The organism is Streptomyces sp. NRRL S-350 (genome assembly GCF_000719705.1).
Classification (GTDB): Bacteria; Actinomycetota; Actinomycetes; order Streptomycetales; family Streptomycetaceae; genus Kitasatospora.
The window spans coordinates 202451-218497 of the sequence record NZ_JOHO01000007.1; the positions used below are offsets into that span (position 1 = coordinate 202451).

The following is a 16047-nucleotide window of genomic DNA, read 5'->3' on the forward strand; positions in this document are numbered from 1 at the left end:
CGTCAGCTCTCGACGGCGACGCGTACGGAGGCCAGCCGGGGGTCGGCGCTGTCCGGGACGAGCATGCCCGCTTCGACTCCGCTGCGCAGGTAGTCGACGACGTCGTCGTTGAGGCGCTCGCCGGGCAGGGCCGCCGGGATGCCGGGCGGGTACGGGGTGAGCATCTCGGCGGCGATCCGCCCTGCCGCCTTTTCGACGGGCACCTGCTCGGTGGGGCCGAAGAAGGCGTCGCGCGGCAACAGGACCTGTTCCAGGCGCAGTTGCTCGGGGTCCGGGATGCGGACGGCGGGCGCGGGCCGCAAGTCGGGGGCTACCTCGACGAGTTCGGCCAGGCCTCGCAGCAGGACGTCGGTGGTCGTGGTGTCGTCGGCGTGGGTCAGCTGGGCGCTGATCCGGCGGTGGTCGCAGACGTGGAGGGTGACCTGGTGGTGGGAGCGCAGCCAGTCGCCCGCCCGGTAGCCGCTGGTGCCCAGGGCGGAGATGTCGATGATGACCTGGAGCGGGTCGAACTCGGCGGCGCGTCCGGGCCCGCAGAAGTCCTCGCGCCCGTGCACGTGCATGCCCTCCAGGGCGTCGATGCGGCCGCGGACGGTGTCGGCGAGGTCGAGTGCGTGGTCGTAGAGGGTGCGGCCGTGCTGCACCATCTGGCGGCGCCAGCCGTCCAGCGCGGCGTAGACCAGCGTGGAGGGGCTGGTGGTGCCGAGCAGGTCCTCGCGCTGGGAGAGGACGGCCGGGTCGATGAGGTCGCCCTGCAGGTGGAAGACGGAGCTCTGTTCCAGGGCCGAGCCCATCTTGTGGACGGAGGTGACGCACACGTCGGCGCCGGCGTCCATCGCCCAGCGCGGCAGCCGCGGGTGGAAGGGCAGGTGCGCGCCCCAGGCCTCGTCCACGATCAGCGGTTTGCCGTGCTCGTGGCACGCCTCGGCGATCGCCGCCAGATCGGCGCACGTCCCGTACGGGGTGGGCGAGGTGACCAGCGCGCCCCGGACGTCCGGGTGCCGGGCCAGGGCGGCCCGGAACGAGTCGGCGGACGGCGGGTGCGCCAGGTGCAGGTCGGGATCCCACTGCGGGTCGACCCAGATGGGGCGGATCCCGGCGAGGATGAGCCCGGCGACGACCGACTTGTGCGCGTCCCGGCCGACCAGGAGCTCCTCGTGCGGGCCCGCGACGGACAGCATCGCGGCCTTCACGGACAGGGAGCTGCCGCAGGTGGAGAAGAACGTGTGGTCGGCGCCGACGGCTTCGGCCAGCAGTTCCTGGGCGTGCTGGAGGATGCCGCGCGAGTCCAGGCGGTCGTCCAGGCCTCCGGTGGCCAGCACGTCCGCCCGGAAGACGTCCGGGCCGAGCGCCTGCAGGACTCGGGGGTCGGCGCCGCGGCCCTGCTTGTGGCCGGGTGGGGTGAACGCGGTGAGCGGATTGGCGTGGAAGGCCGCGAGGGCTTCGAGTACCGGTGCCTGGGACTGGTCCATGGTCGCGCGTCTGCCCCGCGTTCGCGGCCGGAAACGGCCGGGCGGCGCCGGCCGGCGGCGCCGCCCGCCCCGCCCCAGGGGTGGGCTCACGGCCGCTTCAGCCGGTGTCCGGGCCGGTGGAGGCGAGGGCGGCGTGGACGCTGTCCCGGACGGTGAACACCTGGTCCGTGCCGGTGATCTCCAGCAGCCGCCTCACGAGTGGCGCGGGGGCGGCGAGGACCAGCCGGATGCCGGCCGCCCCGGCGTCCTGACGGGCCTGCAGGAGGGCGTTGAGGCCGGAGGAGTCGCAGAAGGACAGGCCCGCCAGGTCGACGACGAGCCGCGGCTGGCCGGCCTTCACCGCCTCGGTGAGGGCGTTCTCCAGCTTCTGTCGCTGCTCCTGGTCCGCTTCCCCTTCGAGACGGCAGACCACGGCCGTCCCCGGGAGCGCCAGGGTGGTGATCCGGAGGACCTCCGCGTCGCCTCCCGGGTCCCGCGGGGAATCGTCGTGCCAGGTGGACATCAGCAGGCCTCCTCCCGGTCCGGGAAGCTGTCCGCTCCCATGGTGCCTCGCGGACCGGCTCCCGCCCACCCCGGGCGTCGCAGCGCACCCAGGGCGTCGCGACCGCTCCGGGGCGTCACGGCCCGCCCCGGCGCCGCGGCTTGCCGATGCTTGACAAACTCAACCTTTCATCCCTAGTGTCGCTATTGCTTCACCTACTGAAACTTCCATGGGCGCAAGCGCAACCGCGCACCCCACGCCTCAAGACCACGCCTCAAGACCGCGAGACCCTCATGACTGACAGCATCCCCTCGGTGGTCGCCCGACTGCGGGCGGAGTTCGACACCGGCCGGACCAGGCCGCTCGCCTGGCGCCTGGACAAGCTGGCCGCCCTGCGCGCCCTCCTCGCCGAACAGGCCGAGGTGTTCCAGCAGGCCCTGCACGCCGACCTCGGCAAGGGCGCCACCGAGGCGTACCGCACCGAGATCGGCTTCACCATCCACGAACTCGACCACACCGTGGCGCACCTGGAGGAATGGCTGCGTCCGCGGCCCGCCGCGGTGCCGGAGGTCTTCCGCCCGGCCGAGGCCCGGGTCGTCCGCGACCCGCTGGGCGTGGTGCTGATCATCGCGCCCTGGAACTACCCCCTCCAGCTCGCCCTGGCCCCGCTGGTCGGCGCCCTGGCCGCCGGCAACACCGCGCTCGTCAAGCCCAGCGAGCTCGCCCCCGCGACCTCGGCGGCCATCGCCGAGCTGCTGCCGCGCTACCTCGGCGAGGAGACGGTCGCGGTCGTCGAGGGCGCCGTCCCCGAGACCACCGCCCTGCTGGAGCAGCGCTTCGACCACATCTTCTACACCGGCAACGGCGCGGTCGGGCGGATCGTCATGACCGCCGCCGCCAAACACCTGACGCCCGTCACCCTGGAACTCGGCGGCAAGAGCCCGGTCGTGGTCGAGCCCGGCGCCGACCTCGCCGTCACCGCGCAGCGGATCGCCCGCGGCAAGTTCCTCAACGCCGGCCAGACCTGCGTCGCCCCCGACTACGTCCTCGCCATCGGCGACACCGCAGCCGGCCTGGAGGCGGAACTGGCCTCCGCCGTGACGGAACTGTTCGGCCCGGACCCGGCCCGGAGCGCCGACTACGGGCGGATCGTCAACGAGCGCCACTTCGACCGGCTCACGGCACTGCTCGGCGACGGCCGCACCGTCATCGGCGGCGAGCACGACCGCGACGCCCGGTACCTCGCGCCGACCGTCCTCGCCGACGTCCCCGCGACCGCCGAGGTGATGCTGGCCGAGATCTTCGGCCCGATCCTGCCCGTCCTGGCCGTCCCCGACCTCGACGCGGCGATCGCGTTCATCAACGAGCGGGACAAGCCGCTCGCGCTGTACGCCTTCACCGAATCCGCGGACACCAAGCGGCGGCTGACCGAGGAGACCTCCTCCGGCGCGCTCAGCTTCGGCCTGCCGGTCTCCCACCTGGCGATGCCCGAGCTGCCGTTCGGTGGCGTCGGCGAGAGCGGCATGGGCCGCTACCACGGCGAGTACTCGATCGACACGTTCAGCCACGTCAAGGCCGTCGTCGACAAGCCCCTCGCCTGATCCCCCTCGCCTGATCCCCCTCCCCTCTTCCGTCCCTCCTTGGAGCGCCCCGTCCATGACCCCGAACGAGCACGTCGCCGCCGTCTCCGCCGAGACCGCCCGGTTCGTCGCCGCCGTACGGTCCGCCGACCCGGCCACCCCCGTCCCCGGCTGTCCGGACTGGACCCTCGCCGACCTCGTCCGCCACACGGGCAGCGTCCAGCGCTGGTTCGCCGCCCTGCTGCGCCGGCGCATCCAGGAGCCGCCCACCAGCCGGGACGTCGACCTGAAGCTCCCCGAGCGGGCCGAGGACTATCCCGCCTGGCTCGCCGAGGCGGCGGAAGAAGCCGCCGAGGTGTTCGCTGACACCGACCTCGACGCACCGATGTGGGCGTGGGGCGCCGACCAGCACGCCCGCTTCTGGGTGCGCCGGATGCTCTTCGAGACCCTCGTCCACCGCGTCGACGCCGAACTCGCCCTGGGCGTCAAGGCCGAACTCGACCCGGCGCTCGCGGCGGACGGCGTCGACGAATTCCTGACGAACCTGCCGTACGCGGCCTTCTTCGCCCCGGGGACGGCCCGACTGCGGGGCGAGGACCGCACCATCCGCTTCGCCCGCACCGACGGGGACGGCGACTGGCTGGTGCGCCTGCGCCCCGACGGCTTCGGCCTGGAGTCCGGTGACGGGACGGCCGACGCCACGGTCTCCGCCACCGCCGCCGACCTCCTGTTGCTCCTCTACGGCCGCATCGACCGTACGGCGCCCGAGGTCACCACGGCCGGCGACGAGGACCTGCTGCAGCTCTGGTTCGCCAACTCGGCCTTCTAGGAAGGTTTCGAAGGTCTCCCAGGGGCGCCGCTCGCGTGCGGGCTCCTCATAGAACGGCCGTTCTCGGTGCGAGAACGGCCGTTTCTGCCAGGAGAACACCCGTTCTCGACAGGAGAACGCCCGCTCCGGCAACCAGGCGGCGGCCCCCGCCCTCAGCCGCGGCCGAGGACGCGGTCCACGGCGATCTCGATGACCACCCGGTCCGGGTTGACCCGCGGCTGGCGGTAGCGCTCGGCATAGCGCCGCTCGGCGTCCGCGACCTGTTCGGGTTCGTCCCGGAGGACGGCGACACCCTCCAGGGTCGCCCAGCGCGCCCGGTCGACCTGGCAGACGGCGACCCGCAGGCCCTCCGGGCCGGCCGCCGCCACGTTGCGCGCCTTGAGGCTGGTGCGGCTGGTGATCACCCGGGCGATGCCGGTCTCCGGCTCGAACGTCACACCGACCGGCACCACGTGCGGCGTGCCGTCCGGGCGGAGGGTGGTGAGGGTGGAGATGTGCCGCTCGCGCCAGAAGGCGAGCATGGCGTCGTCGAGGTCACGCGGGTCATGGGCCATGATCGCGATCGTACGGCCCCCGGGGGAAGGCCGAGCTCCGGGGGCCGTACGGGTACGGCGTCAGTGGCCGCGGGTACCGCGCCGGTGGGCGCGGGAACGGCGTCCGCCGCCGCAGGGGTCGCGTCAGTGGCCGCGGGCGATCCACTCCGGCAGCGCGGGCGCCTCGGCGCCGATGGTCGTCGGATCGCCGTGGCCGGTGCGGACCACCGTCTCGGCCGGCAGCGTCAGCAGCCGCTCGCGGATCGAGTCGATGATCGTCGGGAAGTGCGAGAACGACCGGCCCGTCGCGCCCGGTCCGCCCTGGAACAGGGTGTCGCCGGTGAAGACGGTGCCCAGGCCGGGCGCGTACAGGCAGACCGCGCCCGGCGCGTGGCCGGGGGTGTGGAGGACGGTCAGCTCGGTGCCGGCCACCTCGATCCGCTGCCCCTCGGCGAGTTCGCCGTCCGGCAGGCGGTCGGGGTGGGTGAGCTTCCACAGCGGGAGGTCGTCCGGGTGCAGCAGGATCGGCGCGCCGGTCCGGGCGGCGAGGGCCGGGGCGGCGTCGATGTGGTCGTTGTGGGCGTGGGTGGAGACGATCGCCAGCAGCCGGCGCCCGCCGAGCGCCGCCTCGATGGCCTCCGCGTCGTGCGCGGCGTCGATCACCACCGCCTCCTCGTCGTCACCGACGATCCAGACGTTGTTCTCCACCTCCCAGCTGCCGCCGTCGAGTTCGAAGGTCCCGGCGGTCACCAACCGGTCGACACGGGCGGCGGCGCTCATGCGTCCACCCCGCTGTGCCCGGCGGACGCTCCGCACGATCCGCTCCGCTGGACGGCCCGCTCGCCGCACCCGCTCACAGGACCACCACCGAGCGGAGGACGTCACCCTGGTGCATGCGCTCGAAGGCCTGCTCCACCGCGTCGAGTCCGATGGTCTCGGTGACGAAGGCGCCCAGGTCCAGGCGGCCCTGGAGGTGGAGGTCGATGAGCATCGGGAAGTCCCGCGAGGGCAGGCAGTCGCCGTACCAGGAGGACTTGAGCGCGCCGCCGCGGCCGAAGACGTCGAGCAGCGGCAGCTCCAGCGTCATCTCGGGGGTGGGGACGCCGACCAGGACGACGGTGCCGGCCAGGTCGCGGGCGTAGAACGCCTGCTTGTAGGTCTCGGGCCGGCCGACCGCCTCCACCACCACGTCCGCGCCGTTGCCGCCGGTCAGCTCACGGATGGCCTCGACCGGGTCGGTGGTGCGGGAGTTGACGGTGTGGGTGGCGCCGAGCGTAAGGGCGGTCTCCAGCTTGCGGTCGTCGATGTCGACGGCGATGATCTTCGCCGCGCCCGCCAGCCGGGAGCCCAGCACGGCCGCGCCGCCCACTCCACCGCAGCCGATGACCGCGACCGAGTCGCCGCGGCCGACGTTGCCGGTGTTGATCGCGGCGCCCAGGCCCGCCATGACGCCGCAGCCCAGAAGTCCGGCGACGGCCGGATCGGCCGCCGGGTCGACCTTGGTGCACTGGCCGGCCGCGACGAGGGTCTTCTCGGCGAACGCGCCGATGCCCAGCGCCGGGGACAGCTCGGTGCCGTCGAGCAGCGTCATCTTCTGCTCGGCGTTGTGGGTGTCGAAGCAGTACTGCGGGCGTCCGCGCCGACAGGCACGGCACTGGCCGCACACCGCACGCCAGTTGAGGACGACGAAGTCGCCGGGCACGACCTCGGTGACGCCCTCGCCGACCGACTCCACGATCCCCGCCGCCTCGTGGCCGAGCAGGAACGGGAACTCGTCGTTGATGCCGCCCTCGCGGTAGTGGAGGTCGGTGTGGCAGACCCCGCAAGCCTGGATCCGGACCACCGCCTCGCCCGGGCCAGGATCCGGCACCACGATCGTGGTCACCTCCACGGGCGCGCCCTTGGCGCGCGCGATCACTGCCTTGACCTGCTGGGGCATCCGATTCCACCTCCGTCGGCCGGTGCGGCTCTGCACCGGCGTGACCTGCGACAAAACGACTGCAGAAGCACTGCCCACGAAGCGTAGCGCCCGCTCCCCCGGCCTCCGCCGGACCGGGCGGACCTTCCGGCGTGATCCGGCTCACCGCACGTGCCGGAGGCATATCCGCGGCCGCCGCCGCACCTCACCGCGCCTCACAGGGCAGTTGACGGCGGGCCGGGCCCGGACGCCCCGAGCGGCCCCGGGAGCAGGGGCGCAGGCGCGGCGCTGAGCGCCTGTCAGCACGCCCCGAACCGCCCGGAAAGCACCGGTGTTGGCTCAAAGTGCCGCTGACGGGCGCCCCGCGGCCCACGTACGGTCGTAGCAGAGACGGTCCACGCGACCACGCTCAGCACACCCGCCCCACCTGACGGCGCGCCACCGCGCACCGCCCGTGCTCGGCCCGTACCGACCGTACGGCCCCGCACGTTTCACGCCACCGCCGGCCCGCACCCGACCCCGCCCCGGCCCGGGTCGAGCCGCCGGCCGGACGCGCCACCCGTCCCCGCGCCAATCCCGGATCCACCCCCCGTCGGACCGCACCGCGGCCCACAGCCCTGGAGTCTGGAGTACGGATGTCCACCGAGAACAGTGCGACCGGCACCGCCCCGCTCCCCCCGCTGCACTGCCTGCGCCACCTCGAACCCGGCCCGCCCCGGCTCGCCGCGCTGCCCACGGGCACGCCGGTGTGGCTGGTCAGCCGGCACGCCGACGTGCGGCAGGTGCTGACGGACCCGCGTCTGGGCCGCGCCCCGCTCTACGCGCCGGACGCTCCGCCGGTCACCGTCACGCCCAACATCCTGGACGACCCGCAGAGCATGCTGAACATCGACGGCACCGAGCACCAGCGACTGCGCCGCACCGTGCAACGGGCCTTCACCCCGCGGGCGATCGCCCGCTGGAAGCCGTGGGTGGCCTCGGTCGTCGAATCCCTCATCGACGAGCTGATGGATCACGGCTCCCCCGCCGACATCGTCGCCGCCTACACCAGGCCGCTGCCGGTCGCGGTGATCAGCCGGCTGATGGGCCTGGACAACCTGGACACCAAGCGGCTCGCGCACTGGAGCGACCACGCGCTCTCGACCACGGCCTTCAGCGCCGAGGCGATCGGCGCCGCCATGTCCGAATTCGCCGCCTTCGGCGCCGAAGTGATCGCCCAGCGCCGCGCCCGACCCGGCGACGACCTGGTCAGCAGCCTGCTCGCGGCCGCCGACGACGACGGCTCGATCACCGAGCCGCAGCTGGTCTCGCTGGTCATCGGCCTGGTGGTGGCCGGCCACGAGACCACCATGACCAGCCTCGGCAACGCCCTCGTCTACCTGCTCGGCGACGGCCGCGCAGCCTGGCAGCAGCTCGCCTCCGACGAGACCAGCGCCGCCGCCGCGACCGAGCAGCTGCTGCGCGCCGTCCCCCTCGGCGACGCCCACGAGCACATGCCCGGGCTGATGCGCCGCACCGTCGAGGACGTCGAGATCGGCGGGGTGGCCATCCCGGCCGGCAGCGTGGTCGCCGCCGACACCGCCGCCGCCAACCAGGACCCGGACGTCTTCACCGGGGACCTGGGCACCGAACTGTTCGCCCCGCTGGCCGCACCGATGCTGACCTTCGGCGCCGGCCCGCACCACTGCCTGGGTGCCTGGCTGGCCCGGATGGAGCTGGAGCTGGCCCTGCACCGGCTCGCCCGCCGGCTGCCCGCCCTGCACCTGGCCGGCGCGGCCGAGCGGATCGACTGGCGGCTGGGCCTGCTCACCCGCAGCCCGAACTCCCTGCAGGTGGCCTGGTGACGGGCGGGGCCGGCACCGGGCCGGTGATCGTCCGGGTCGACCGCGACCGCTGCATCGGCTCCGGGATGTGCGCCCGCAGCGCCCCCGACTCGCTGGCCCTCGGCGCCGACGGCCTCGCCGCTCCGCTGGCCGAATACGGCGACCGTGGCGCGGAGTTGACGGAGGAGCTGGCCGAGGCGGTGGACTTCTGCCCGGTCGAGGCGCTCACCCTCCACGCGGCCCGCGGGGGCTACCGGATCGACCCGGCGGAGTGACCCCTGCGCCGTCGGTGTCCGCCGCGACTGCTGCAGCGGACACCGACGGCGGCGCGGACGGCGGCGCGGACGGCGGCGCGGACGGCGGCGCGAACAGCAACGCGGACGGCCGTGCGGAGGGCCCTGCGACGGACAGCGCGAACAGCAACGCGCAGGGCAGCTCTGCCGACGGTTGAGCGCGCCGCCAGCGAGGTCGGGCGGGCGCTGCCGCAACCCACGCCCTGACGGCGCCCGGCCTCAGTGGATCGCCACCGCCGTGCCCGAGACACGCACCCGGGCGTCCTCCGGCCGCAGTTCGACCCGCAGCACGCCCGGCCGGCCCAGGTCCTCGCCCTGGTGCAGCGTCAGCACCGTCGGGGCCGTCACCGCACCCAGCTCCCGCAGATAGGCGCCGAAGGCGGCCGCGGCGGCCCCGGTGGCCGGGTCCTCGACCACGCCGCCGACGGGGAACGGGTCGCGGACGTGGAAGACCTCGGGGCCCGCGCGCCAGGCGAGTTGCAGGGTGGTGAGGTCGCGGGCCCGCATGTGGGCGGCCAGGCCGTCGAAGTCGTAGTCGAGCCGGGCCAGCCGTTCCCGGGTACCGACAACGAGGACGAGGTGGCGGGCACCCGCGTACGCGACGCGCGGCGGCAGGGCCGGGTCGAGGTCGGCGGCGGACCAGCCGAGCAGCGCGAGGGCTTCCTCGACGTCGGCCGCGGGGACCTCCTCGACCTTCGGCTCGACGCTGGTGAGGGTGGCCCGCAGCAGCCCGTCGGCACCGCGCTCGACCTCGACCGGGACCTCCCCCGCGGCCGTCGTGAACACGTACCGCCCGGGGCCGGTGCGCTCGGCGAGGGCGACGGCGGCGGCGACCGTCGCGTGGCCGCAGAACGGGACCTCGGCGAGCGGGCTGAAGTACCGGACCCGGTAGGCGCCTTCGGCCCGGCCGACCCGGTCGGTGGTCAGGAACGCGGTCTCGGAGTAGCCCAGTTCGGCGGCGAGGGCAAGCATCCGCTGGTCGGTCAGCCCGCCGGCGTCGAGCACGACGCCCGCCGGGTTGCCGCCCTCGGGGCGGTCGGCGAACGCGGTGTAACGGAGGATGCCGGGCGTGACGGCAGCGGCGGAGGTGTCGTCGGTCATGCCCGGAGGAACGTGCTCCGCTCGGCTGCTGTTCCCGGCGAGCGGACGGCGAGGCTTCGAGGCGCCGAGCTGCCGGACAGGCGCCGAGCTGCCGGGCGGGGACTGAGCGGCCGGGCGGGGACCGAGGTGCGGGGACAGGCGCCGGTCGCCATGGTGCTCGGCCGCCGACCAACGCCGTGGTGCTCGGCCGCCGACCAAGGCCTGGCACGGTAGGCCCGTCGACCCGGTGGGATCATCGGGTCATGGCCCTGACCCCGTACCAGCAGCAGCTTCGCGACCGGATCCTGGCCGTCGCGGTGACCGCCCCACCGGAGCCCTGGCGGCCCGTCGGCCGGGGGCCGATCGCGGTCGGCGGGCTGCTCGGCATCGGCTTCGCCGTCCACCCGGAGAGCGGCCACGACCTGGTGCTCACGGTCTCGGCCGGCGGGCACGGCCTGTTCGACGCCGTGACGGGCCTCAAGGTGGCGCGCGACTACGAGCCGGCGGAGGACCCGGACGGCCCGGACCTCCGCTGCCCCGGCCTCGGCCAGGTCTCGGACGTGCGGATCCCGGTGGCCGGCCTGTGGGGCGGCGGCCTGCACACCGGCGCCGAGGGCGGCTGGCACGTCGAGGTCGCCGCCCCGGAGTGGCCGCACCACCGGGTGCTGCTCGCGACCGGCCGGGGGCCGTGGCAGGGCGAGCACGGGGAGACCTGGTGGCAGGTGTTCGACGTCTGCTGGTCCACCTTCCGCGCCGCCGGCTTCTCCCCCACCGGCCGGACCCTCGCGGTGGCCACCAGCAGCGACCTCACGCTCTGGACCCGCGCGTAGCACCGGGGGCGCAGCACCCTCGGCGCACTCCCCCAGCACCCCGGGGCGGCCCTGCCCCCTCCGGATGCGCACGGGACGCCCAGCGCCGATCCTGGCGGCGAGGCGTGCCCGGCCCGAGGAAGGACTCCGCAGCATGAGCGCACTCGACTTCGAGATCATCGACAGCCCGGACAGCTCGCTCAACAAGACGTCCGTGCTGGTCACCGGCCCGCAGGACGCCCTGCTGGTGGACGCCGGGTTCACCCGCTCCGACGGGCGCCGCCTCGTCGAGCGGATCCGGGCGAGCGGCAAGCGCTTGACCACCGTCTTCGTCAGTCACGGCGACCCGGACTTCTACTTCGGCGCGCAGGAGGTCCAGGACGCCTTCCCGCAGGCCCGGTTCCTGGCCACCGCGACGACCGTCGAGCACATCCAGGAGACGTTCGAGGGCAAGTTGCGCGCCTGGGCCCACCTGGGCCCCGAACTGCCCACCCGGCTGGTCCGGCCGGAGGTGCTGCCCGGCGACGAGATCGTCTTCGAGGGGCACCGCTTCGAGTTGCGCGGCGCCGACTTCCACCTGCCCGACCGGCACTACCTCTGGCAGCACCACCACCGCGCCGTTCTCGGCGGGGTGCTGCTGTTCGAGGGCCTGCACGTGTGGACGGCCGACACCCCGGACGCCGCCCAACGGGCCGCCTGGATCGACCTGTTGGACGGCATCGAGGCGCTCCACCCGACCTGGGTCGCGGCCGGCCACCGGGTCGCCGGCGCGCCCACCGACCTGAACGCCGTCGACCACACCCGCGCCTACCTGCGGGCCTTCGAGACCGAGATCGGCCGGGCGGCGGACGCCGCCGCCGCCCGGGAGGCCCTGGAGCAGCGCTTCCCCGACCTGGGGCTGCGGATCGCCGTCGACATCGGCACCAAGGTCGTCATGGGCGAGATGGCGTGGGGGTGAGCGGGCGGTGATCGAGATCCCGAGAGACGTCGCCTCCTTCGCCGAGTCCACCGCCCCCGCCGACGTGGTGCGCCGCCAGTACCTGGCCTCCGCACGGGGCGACCTGGCCGCGCTGCGCGCCACCCTCGCCGAGGACGTGGAGTGGACCGAGATGGCCGGCTTCCCGCTGGCCGGCACCTACCGCACGCCGAAGGGCGTCACCACCCACGTGATGGAGCGGCTGGCCGCCGAGTGGGACGACTGGACGGCGCACGACGACACCTACGTGGTGGACGGCGAGGACGTCGTGGTGCTGGCCCGCTACACGGCCGTCCACAAGACCACCGGAAAGCCGCTCGCGGTCCGGGTCGCCCACCACTTCACCGTGCGCGGCGGCCGGATCGTCCGCTTCGAGCAGTTCACCGACACCGCGCTGGTCAGGGAGGCCATGACGGCGTAGGACGGCCAGCCCCGCCGCACCTCCCGTTCACCCGTACGGGCGAGCGTGGCGCGGCGCGCCCGCCCAGGTCTCGACACGCCACCCGGACGGCGGCAGGCTGGCCCCGATCCACGGCCGGAGAACGAGGAGTCGAGCATGGCGGGCACGGACAACGGCACGACCGGGGCGGACGGCACGACGGGAGCGGGTGGCCAGGGCGCGACGGGCGCGACGGGCGCGACGGGCAACGGCCAGGACCGCCCGATCGTCATCGTCGGCGCGTCCCTGGGCGGCGCGAAGGCGGCCGAGGCCCTGCGGGAGGCCGGGTACCGGGGCGGCATCGTCCTGATCGGCGAGGAGCACGAGCGCCCGTACGAGCGGCCGCCGCTGTCCAAGGGCTACCTCCAGGACAAGACGCCCCGGGAGAAGATCCACGTCCACCCGCCGCAGTGGTACGGCCAGAACGACGTCACGCTGCGCCTGGGCACGGCGGTGGTCTCGATCGACCCTGCCGGGCACACCGTGACGCTCGCCGACGACGGCCGGGTGGCGTACGACAAGCTGCTGCTGACCACCGGCTCGGTGCCGCGCCGACTGCCGGTGCCCGGCGCCGACCAGGAGGGCGTGCTCTCCCTGCGCCGGGTCGAGGACAGCGACCGGATCAAGGCGGCACTGCGACCGGGCGCCCGGATCGCGGTGATCGGCGCGGGCTGGATCGGCCTGGAGGTGGCGGCCGCGGCCCGGGAGGCGGGAGCCGAGGTGACGGTGCTGGAGGCCCTTGAACTGCCGCTGCTGCGGGTGCTCGGCCGGGAAGTCGCCCAGGTCTTCGCCGACCTGCACCGGGACCACGGCGTGGACCTGCGCTTCGGCGTCCAGGTGACCGAACTGGTCGGCGACGGCGGCACGGTGACCGGCGTGAAGCTCGGCGACGGCACGACGGTGGCCGCCGACGCGGTCGTGGTCGGCATCGGCATCTCCCCCGCCGTCGGACTCGCCGAGGCGGCCGGGCTGGAGGTCGACAACGGCATCAAGACCGACCGCCACCTGCGCACCTCCGACCCGGACGTCTACGCGGCCGGCGACGTCGCCAACGCCTACCACCCGCTGTTCGGCAAGCACATCCGGGTCGAGCACTGGGCCAACGCCCTCAACCAGCCGCAGACCGCGGCCCGCGCGATGCTCGGTCAGCCGGACGCGGTGTACGACCGGATCCCGTACTTCTTCACCGATGCCGAGTGGACACCCCGGCATCCTAACGAGCCGGTGGCCTCACGGGACAAGCTGAGCATGGAATATCTCGGCTACGTCGAGCCCGAGGGCTACGACCGGGTCGTGTTCCGAGGGGACGTGAAGGCCAACGAGTTCATCGCGTTCTGGCTCAAGGACGGCCGGGTCCTCGCCGGCATGAACATGAACATCTGGGACGTCACCGACCCGATCCGCGCTATGGCCGGGCCGGAAGTTAAGTGGCCGGATGGGTCTCGCGACGGACCCGTCGATCGCCGGGTCGCGGCGGGCACGTTGATGGAGGTCTTGACGCTCTGGGAGTCGAGGATGCAGGCGCTCGGAGCCGGATCGCGACCCTCAGCTGTGCGGACGAGGCGCCGTAGGAGGCCGTTGAGATGCTCGAACACGCCGTCGCGTCGCCAGCGCGCGAAGTAGGCGTAGACGGTCTGCGGGTAGTCGTGCGGGAGGTATCGCCAGGGGATGTCGGTGTGTGGCAGCGAAGGCTGCCGGGCTCAGCGTTCTGGCGGTGGAGAGTCCACTGGCACTGGCGCAGAGTGTCGGGCCGTACAGGCTTTCTCGGCCGCCGGGTGGGATCCGGTGACACGTGGCGCGGCGTCGCCGAGAAGGTGGAGTTCGCCGCCGTAGGGGCACTTCGCACTACAGTGCTTGACGTCGCGGTCGATGGTACCGGTGGCCAGGTGGTGAAGATGGGCGCCGGTGTTCGCAATGCCGGCGGGCGCGCTGACCATGGTGATGAACTGGATCAGCTGTGCTGCTGCGGCGGCGTGGGAAAACACGTAGACGTTCTCCTTGCGGCGCAGTTCGTGGTCGGTGGCGAGGCCGACGATGTAGGCGGGGTCGTCGAGGAGTCCGCTTCGCTCGAGGGCGACGTGCGCCGGGTCGTACTGGCCGTGGCATTCGAGGCAGGCGCGCCCGGGCGCGGCGGTCAGGGCGCGCCACTCGGCGCCGCGCATGCGTCCGTTGCGGGTGGCGACGCGGACGCCGCCGTCGACGACGGGGATGAGGTGGGCGTAGGCGAGCAGGTTGAGGACCTGGCGCGGCCAGGGCCGATCGACGCAGGAGAAGAGCACGTCGCAGTCGGCCGCGGCGGCGAAGCCTTCGGGCTCGACCAGGCTGGCCTCGAGGGGGACGACGCGGAAGTCCGGGTTGGTGGCAGCGCGCCGGGCGGTCTCGGCCGCCAGGTCCACCTTGGGCCGGTGGAGGTCGGCGTCGCGGTGGGTGGCGTGAAGTAGGCGGTCGAGGTTGACGTGCTCGACGGAGTCGAAGTCGAGCAGGGTGAGCTGGCCGATCCCGGTGCGGGCGAGCGCCTCGACGATCTGCATGCCGACGGAGCCCGTACCGACGACCCCGACGTTGAGGCGGGCCAGGGTGTCCTGAACAGCAGTCCCCCAGGCGGAGACCGTCCGCAGCTGCGTGGCCTGCGCGGGCGGGGCCGGCATGAGCTGCGGGTGGAAGGTTGCGGTGAACTGCTCGCCGGCCACGCGGACGCTCTCCGCGTGCAGCGGCTCATAGTGGCGCCGGCCGTGGCGCTGCCAGATCCGGGCACTGTGGCCCTGGTCGGCCCCGCTGAAGGTCATGCCGAGCAGCGGCAGGCCGGTGATGGCCAGGGCTTGGGCGGCGAAACGTTCCTCGGCCGTGTGGTCGGTCGGGTTGAGGCCCTGCCAGCCGCGGCGGTGGGGATGGGAGTGGATCAGTCCGACGCCGCATCCCCGGGCGGCGGCGAGCTGAGCGGCTCGGCTGAAATAGTCGCTGGTGAAGGAGGCGGTGCCGCGGACGATGCGCTCGCCGTCGACAGGCAGGACGACCTCTACGAGGAGCGCGCTGGTGCGGTGCGCTCCGGTGGAGGGCCGCCACAGCACGAAGCAGCAGTCCTCCTGTCCGTCGGCGCGGGTCAGGTGGTCGGCGAGGCGGCGGGCGATGCCGGTGGGCATCGCCGCGCCGAATCGGCTGATCACGTGGTTCCTCCGGAGTCGAGCTGGGCGAACAGAGTCCGCAGGTGGCGCAGGTATCCGCGGACGCTTCGGTCGGCGGGCCAGTTGGCAGCCGGACGGCTCCAGTACTCCCACTCGCTACCGAGAGGCGAGGGGTGGACGGCGCCCTGGGGGTGGCCGATCTGGGGGCTGACCTGGGGGCCGCCCGGCGGGGTGACGGGGAAGTCCGCCGTGGCCTGCAGGCCGATCCGCAGCGCGGTGCCAGCCCTGGGACCGATCTCGACGGTGTAGTCGAAGACGACGTACTCCGCGCCGTCGGAGGTGGTGGTGAGCTGCGGTGTGTAGCCGGCGGCGAGGAGGCCCGCGTGCAGCGCGGCGGTCCCCCAGAGCGGCTGGTCGCCGGTCACGAGGTGGTGGTCGGGCCGGTGTAGAGGGACACGAACTTCTCGCCGTTGTGGACGGTGATCTTCTCGTCGCCCCGGTCCTTGAAGGACTCGTGATGATGACCGGTAACGCGTTCGAGGTAGTGCTGGGCCGGATCGATGCCGCCCAAGCTCATGATCTCGTTCGGGGTCGTGTGCTGCGGGACACCAGCGAGCGGCTCGTTGTCGAGCTCGATGGTGACGGTGTGGGGGTGGGCGGTCGCCGTCATGGCGTTCTCTCCGTTCTCCCGGCGC

17 protein-coding genes and 2 pseudogenes are annotated in these 16047 nt (G+C 73.6%); 9 read left to right on the forward strand and 10 right to left on the reverse strand.

Going from position 1 to position 16047, the window contains the following annotated elements:
• Positions 1 to 2: 2 nt before the first annotated feature.
• Both IF30_RS0109880 and IF30_RS43390 read right to left on the reverse strand, forming a co-directional pair.
• Positions 3 to 1469, reverse strand: coding sequence for an aminotransferase class I/II-fold pyridoxal phosphate-dependent enzyme (locus IF30_RS0109880; RefSeq protein ID WP_030234951.1), 1467 nt, complete (start codon positions 1467 to 1469; stop codon positions 3 to 5).
• A gap of 97 nt (positions 1470 to 1566) precedes the next feature.
• Positions 1567 to 1971 (reverse strand): STAS domain-containing protein, encoded by a 405-nt coding sequence (locus tag IF30_RS43390; protein WP_051709649.1) that lies wholly within the window; start codon positions 1969 to 1971, stop codon positions 1567 to 1569.
• 272 nt (positions 1972 to 2243) lie between these two features.
• Between IF30_RS43390 and IF30_RS0109890 the strand changes: the two genes are divergently transcribed.
• Together IF30_RS0109890 and IF30_RS0109895 are read left to right on the forward strand one after the other, a co-directional pair.
• A complete protein-coding gene (locus tag IF30_RS0109890) occupies positions 2244 to 3551 on the forward strand; it encodes an aldehyde dehydrogenase family protein (protein ID WP_030234957.1) in 1308 nt (435 codons plus the stop codon).
• 55 nt (positions 3552 to 3606) lie between these two features.
• Positions 3607 to 4359 carry a maleylpyruvate isomerase family mycothiol-dependent enzyme gene (locus tag IF30_RS0109895; protein ID WP_030234960.1) on the forward strand — a complete coding sequence of 251 codons (753 nt, stop codon included), beginning with the start codon at positions 3607 to 3609 and terminating at the stop codon, positions 4357 to 4359.
• Between the two features lie 152 nt (positions 4360 to 4511).
• Here IF30_RS0109895 and IF30_RS0109900 read toward each other — a convergent pair whose 3' ends face one another.
• The 3 genes from IF30_RS0109900 to IF30_RS0109910 all read right to left on the reverse strand — a co-directional run bounded on the left by IF30_RS0109900 (position 4512) and on the right by IF30_RS0109910 (position 6831).
• Positions 4512 to 4913, reverse strand: a complete 402-nt coding sequence (locus IF30_RS0109900; RefSeq protein ID WP_030234963.1) for a TIGR03618 family F420-dependent PPOX class oxidoreductase — start codon at positions 4911 to 4913, stop codon at positions 4512 to 4514.
• A gap of 123 nt (positions 4914 to 5036) precedes the next feature.
• The gene (locus IF30_RS0109905; protein ID WP_030234966.1) at positions 5037 to 5672 is read right to left on the reverse strand and encodes an MBL fold metallo-hydrolase; all 636 of its coding nucleotides are present in this window, start codon (positions 5670 to 5672) and stop codon (positions 5037 to 5039) included.
• Positions 5673 to 5745: 73 nt separating this feature from the next.
• Entirely contained in the window at positions 5746 to 6831 is a 1086-nt protein-coding gene (locus IF30_RS0109910) for an S-(hydroxymethyl)mycothiol dehydrogenase (RefSeq protein WP_030234968.1), read from the reverse strand.
• 614 nt (positions 6832 to 7445) lie between these two features.
• Between IF30_RS0109910 and IF30_RS0109915 the strand changes: the two genes are divergently transcribed.
• Genes IF30_RS0109915 through IF30_RS46475 form a run of 3 tightly spaced genes read left to right on the forward strand, consistent with a single transcriptional unit; the run spans position 7446 to position 9084 of the window.
• Complete coding sequence (locus IF30_RS0109915; protein WP_030234971.1) at positions 7446 to 8654, forward strand: cytochrome P450; 1209 nt, start codon at positions 7446 to 7448, stop codon at positions 8652 to 8654.
• Complete coding sequence (locus IF30_RS0109920; RefSeq protein WP_234322652.1) at positions 8651 to 8908, forward strand: ferredoxin; 258 nt, start codon at positions 8651 to 8653, stop codon at positions 8906 to 8908. Before IF30_RS0109915 ends, IF30_RS0109920 begins: the two co-directional genes overlap by 4 nt.
• Positions 8905 to 9084 (forward strand): hypothetical protein, encoded by a 180-nt coding sequence (locus IF30_RS46475; RefSeq protein ID WP_199807844.1) that lies wholly within the window; start codon positions 8905 to 8907, stop codon positions 9082 to 9084. The genes IF30_RS0109920 and IF30_RS46475 overlap by 4 nt, the downstream gene beginning before the upstream one ends.
• 61 nt (positions 9085 to 9145) lie before the next feature.
• Here IF30_RS46475 and IF30_RS0109930 read toward each other — a convergent pair whose 3' ends face one another.
• Positions 9146 to 10027 (reverse strand): PhzF family phenazine biosynthesis protein, encoded by an 882-nt coding sequence (locus IF30_RS0109930; protein ID WP_030234977.1) that lies wholly within the window; start codon positions 10025 to 10027, stop codon positions 9146 to 9148.
• 242 nt (positions 10028 to 10269) lie between these two features.
• Between IF30_RS0109930 and IF30_RS0109935 the strand changes: the two genes are divergently transcribed.
• The 4 genes and pseudogenes from IF30_RS0109935 to IF30_RS0109950 form a co-directional block, all read left to right on the forward strand.
• Entirely contained in the window at positions 10270 to 10836 is a 567-nt protein-coding gene (locus IF30_RS0109935; RefSeq protein ID WP_030234980.1) for a hypothetical protein, read from the forward strand.
• Between the two features lie 133 nt (positions 10837 to 10969).
• A complete protein-coding gene (locus IF30_RS0109940; protein WP_030234983.1) occupies positions 10970 to 11773 on the forward strand; it encodes an MBL fold metallo-hydrolase in 804 nt (267 codons plus the stop codon).
• Positions 11774 to 11780: 7 nt separating this feature from the next.
• Positions 11781 to 12212: a nuclear transport factor 2 family protein gene (locus IF30_RS0109945; RefSeq protein WP_420791132.1), complete on the forward strand. Its 432-nt coding sequence runs from the start codon at positions 11781 to 11783 to the stop codon at positions 12210 to 12212.
• A gap of 135 nt (positions 12213 to 12347) precedes the next feature.
• Positions 12348 to 13640, forward strand: a pseudogene (locus IF30_RS0109950) (NAD(P)/FAD-dependent oxidoreductase); the annotation flags it as partial.
• Between the two features lie 77 nt (positions 13641 to 13717).
• On the opposite strand, the pseudogene IF30_RS46480 reads toward IF30_RS0109950, so the two are convergent.
• From IF30_RS46480 to IF30_RS0109965, 4 genes and pseudogenes are all read right to left on the reverse strand, one after another.
• Positions 13718 to 13894 (reverse strand): annotated as a pseudogene (locus IF30_RS46480) (IS5/IS1182 family transposase); the annotation flags it as partial.
• 36 nt (positions 13895 to 13930) lie between these two features.
• On the reverse strand, positions 13931 to 15394 hold the full coding sequence (locus IF30_RS0109955; protein ID WP_030234991.1) for a HesA/MoeB/ThiF family protein: 1464 nt from the start codon (positions 15392 to 15394) through the stop codon (positions 13931 to 13933).
• Positions 15391 to 15777 (reverse strand): hypothetical protein, encoded by a 387-nt coding sequence (locus IF30_RS0109960; protein ID WP_030234994.1) that lies wholly within the window; start codon positions 15775 to 15777, stop codon positions 15391 to 15393. Before IF30_RS0109960 ends, IF30_RS0109955 begins: the two co-directional genes overlap by 4 nt.
• On the reverse strand, positions 15774 to 16022 hold the full coding sequence (locus IF30_RS0109965) for a hypothetical protein (RefSeq protein WP_030234998.1): 249 nt from the start codon (positions 16020 to 16022) through the stop codon (positions 15774 to 15776). Before IF30_RS0109965 ends, IF30_RS0109960 begins: the two co-directional genes overlap by 4 nt.
• Positions 16023 to 16047 lie beyond the last annotated feature (25 nt).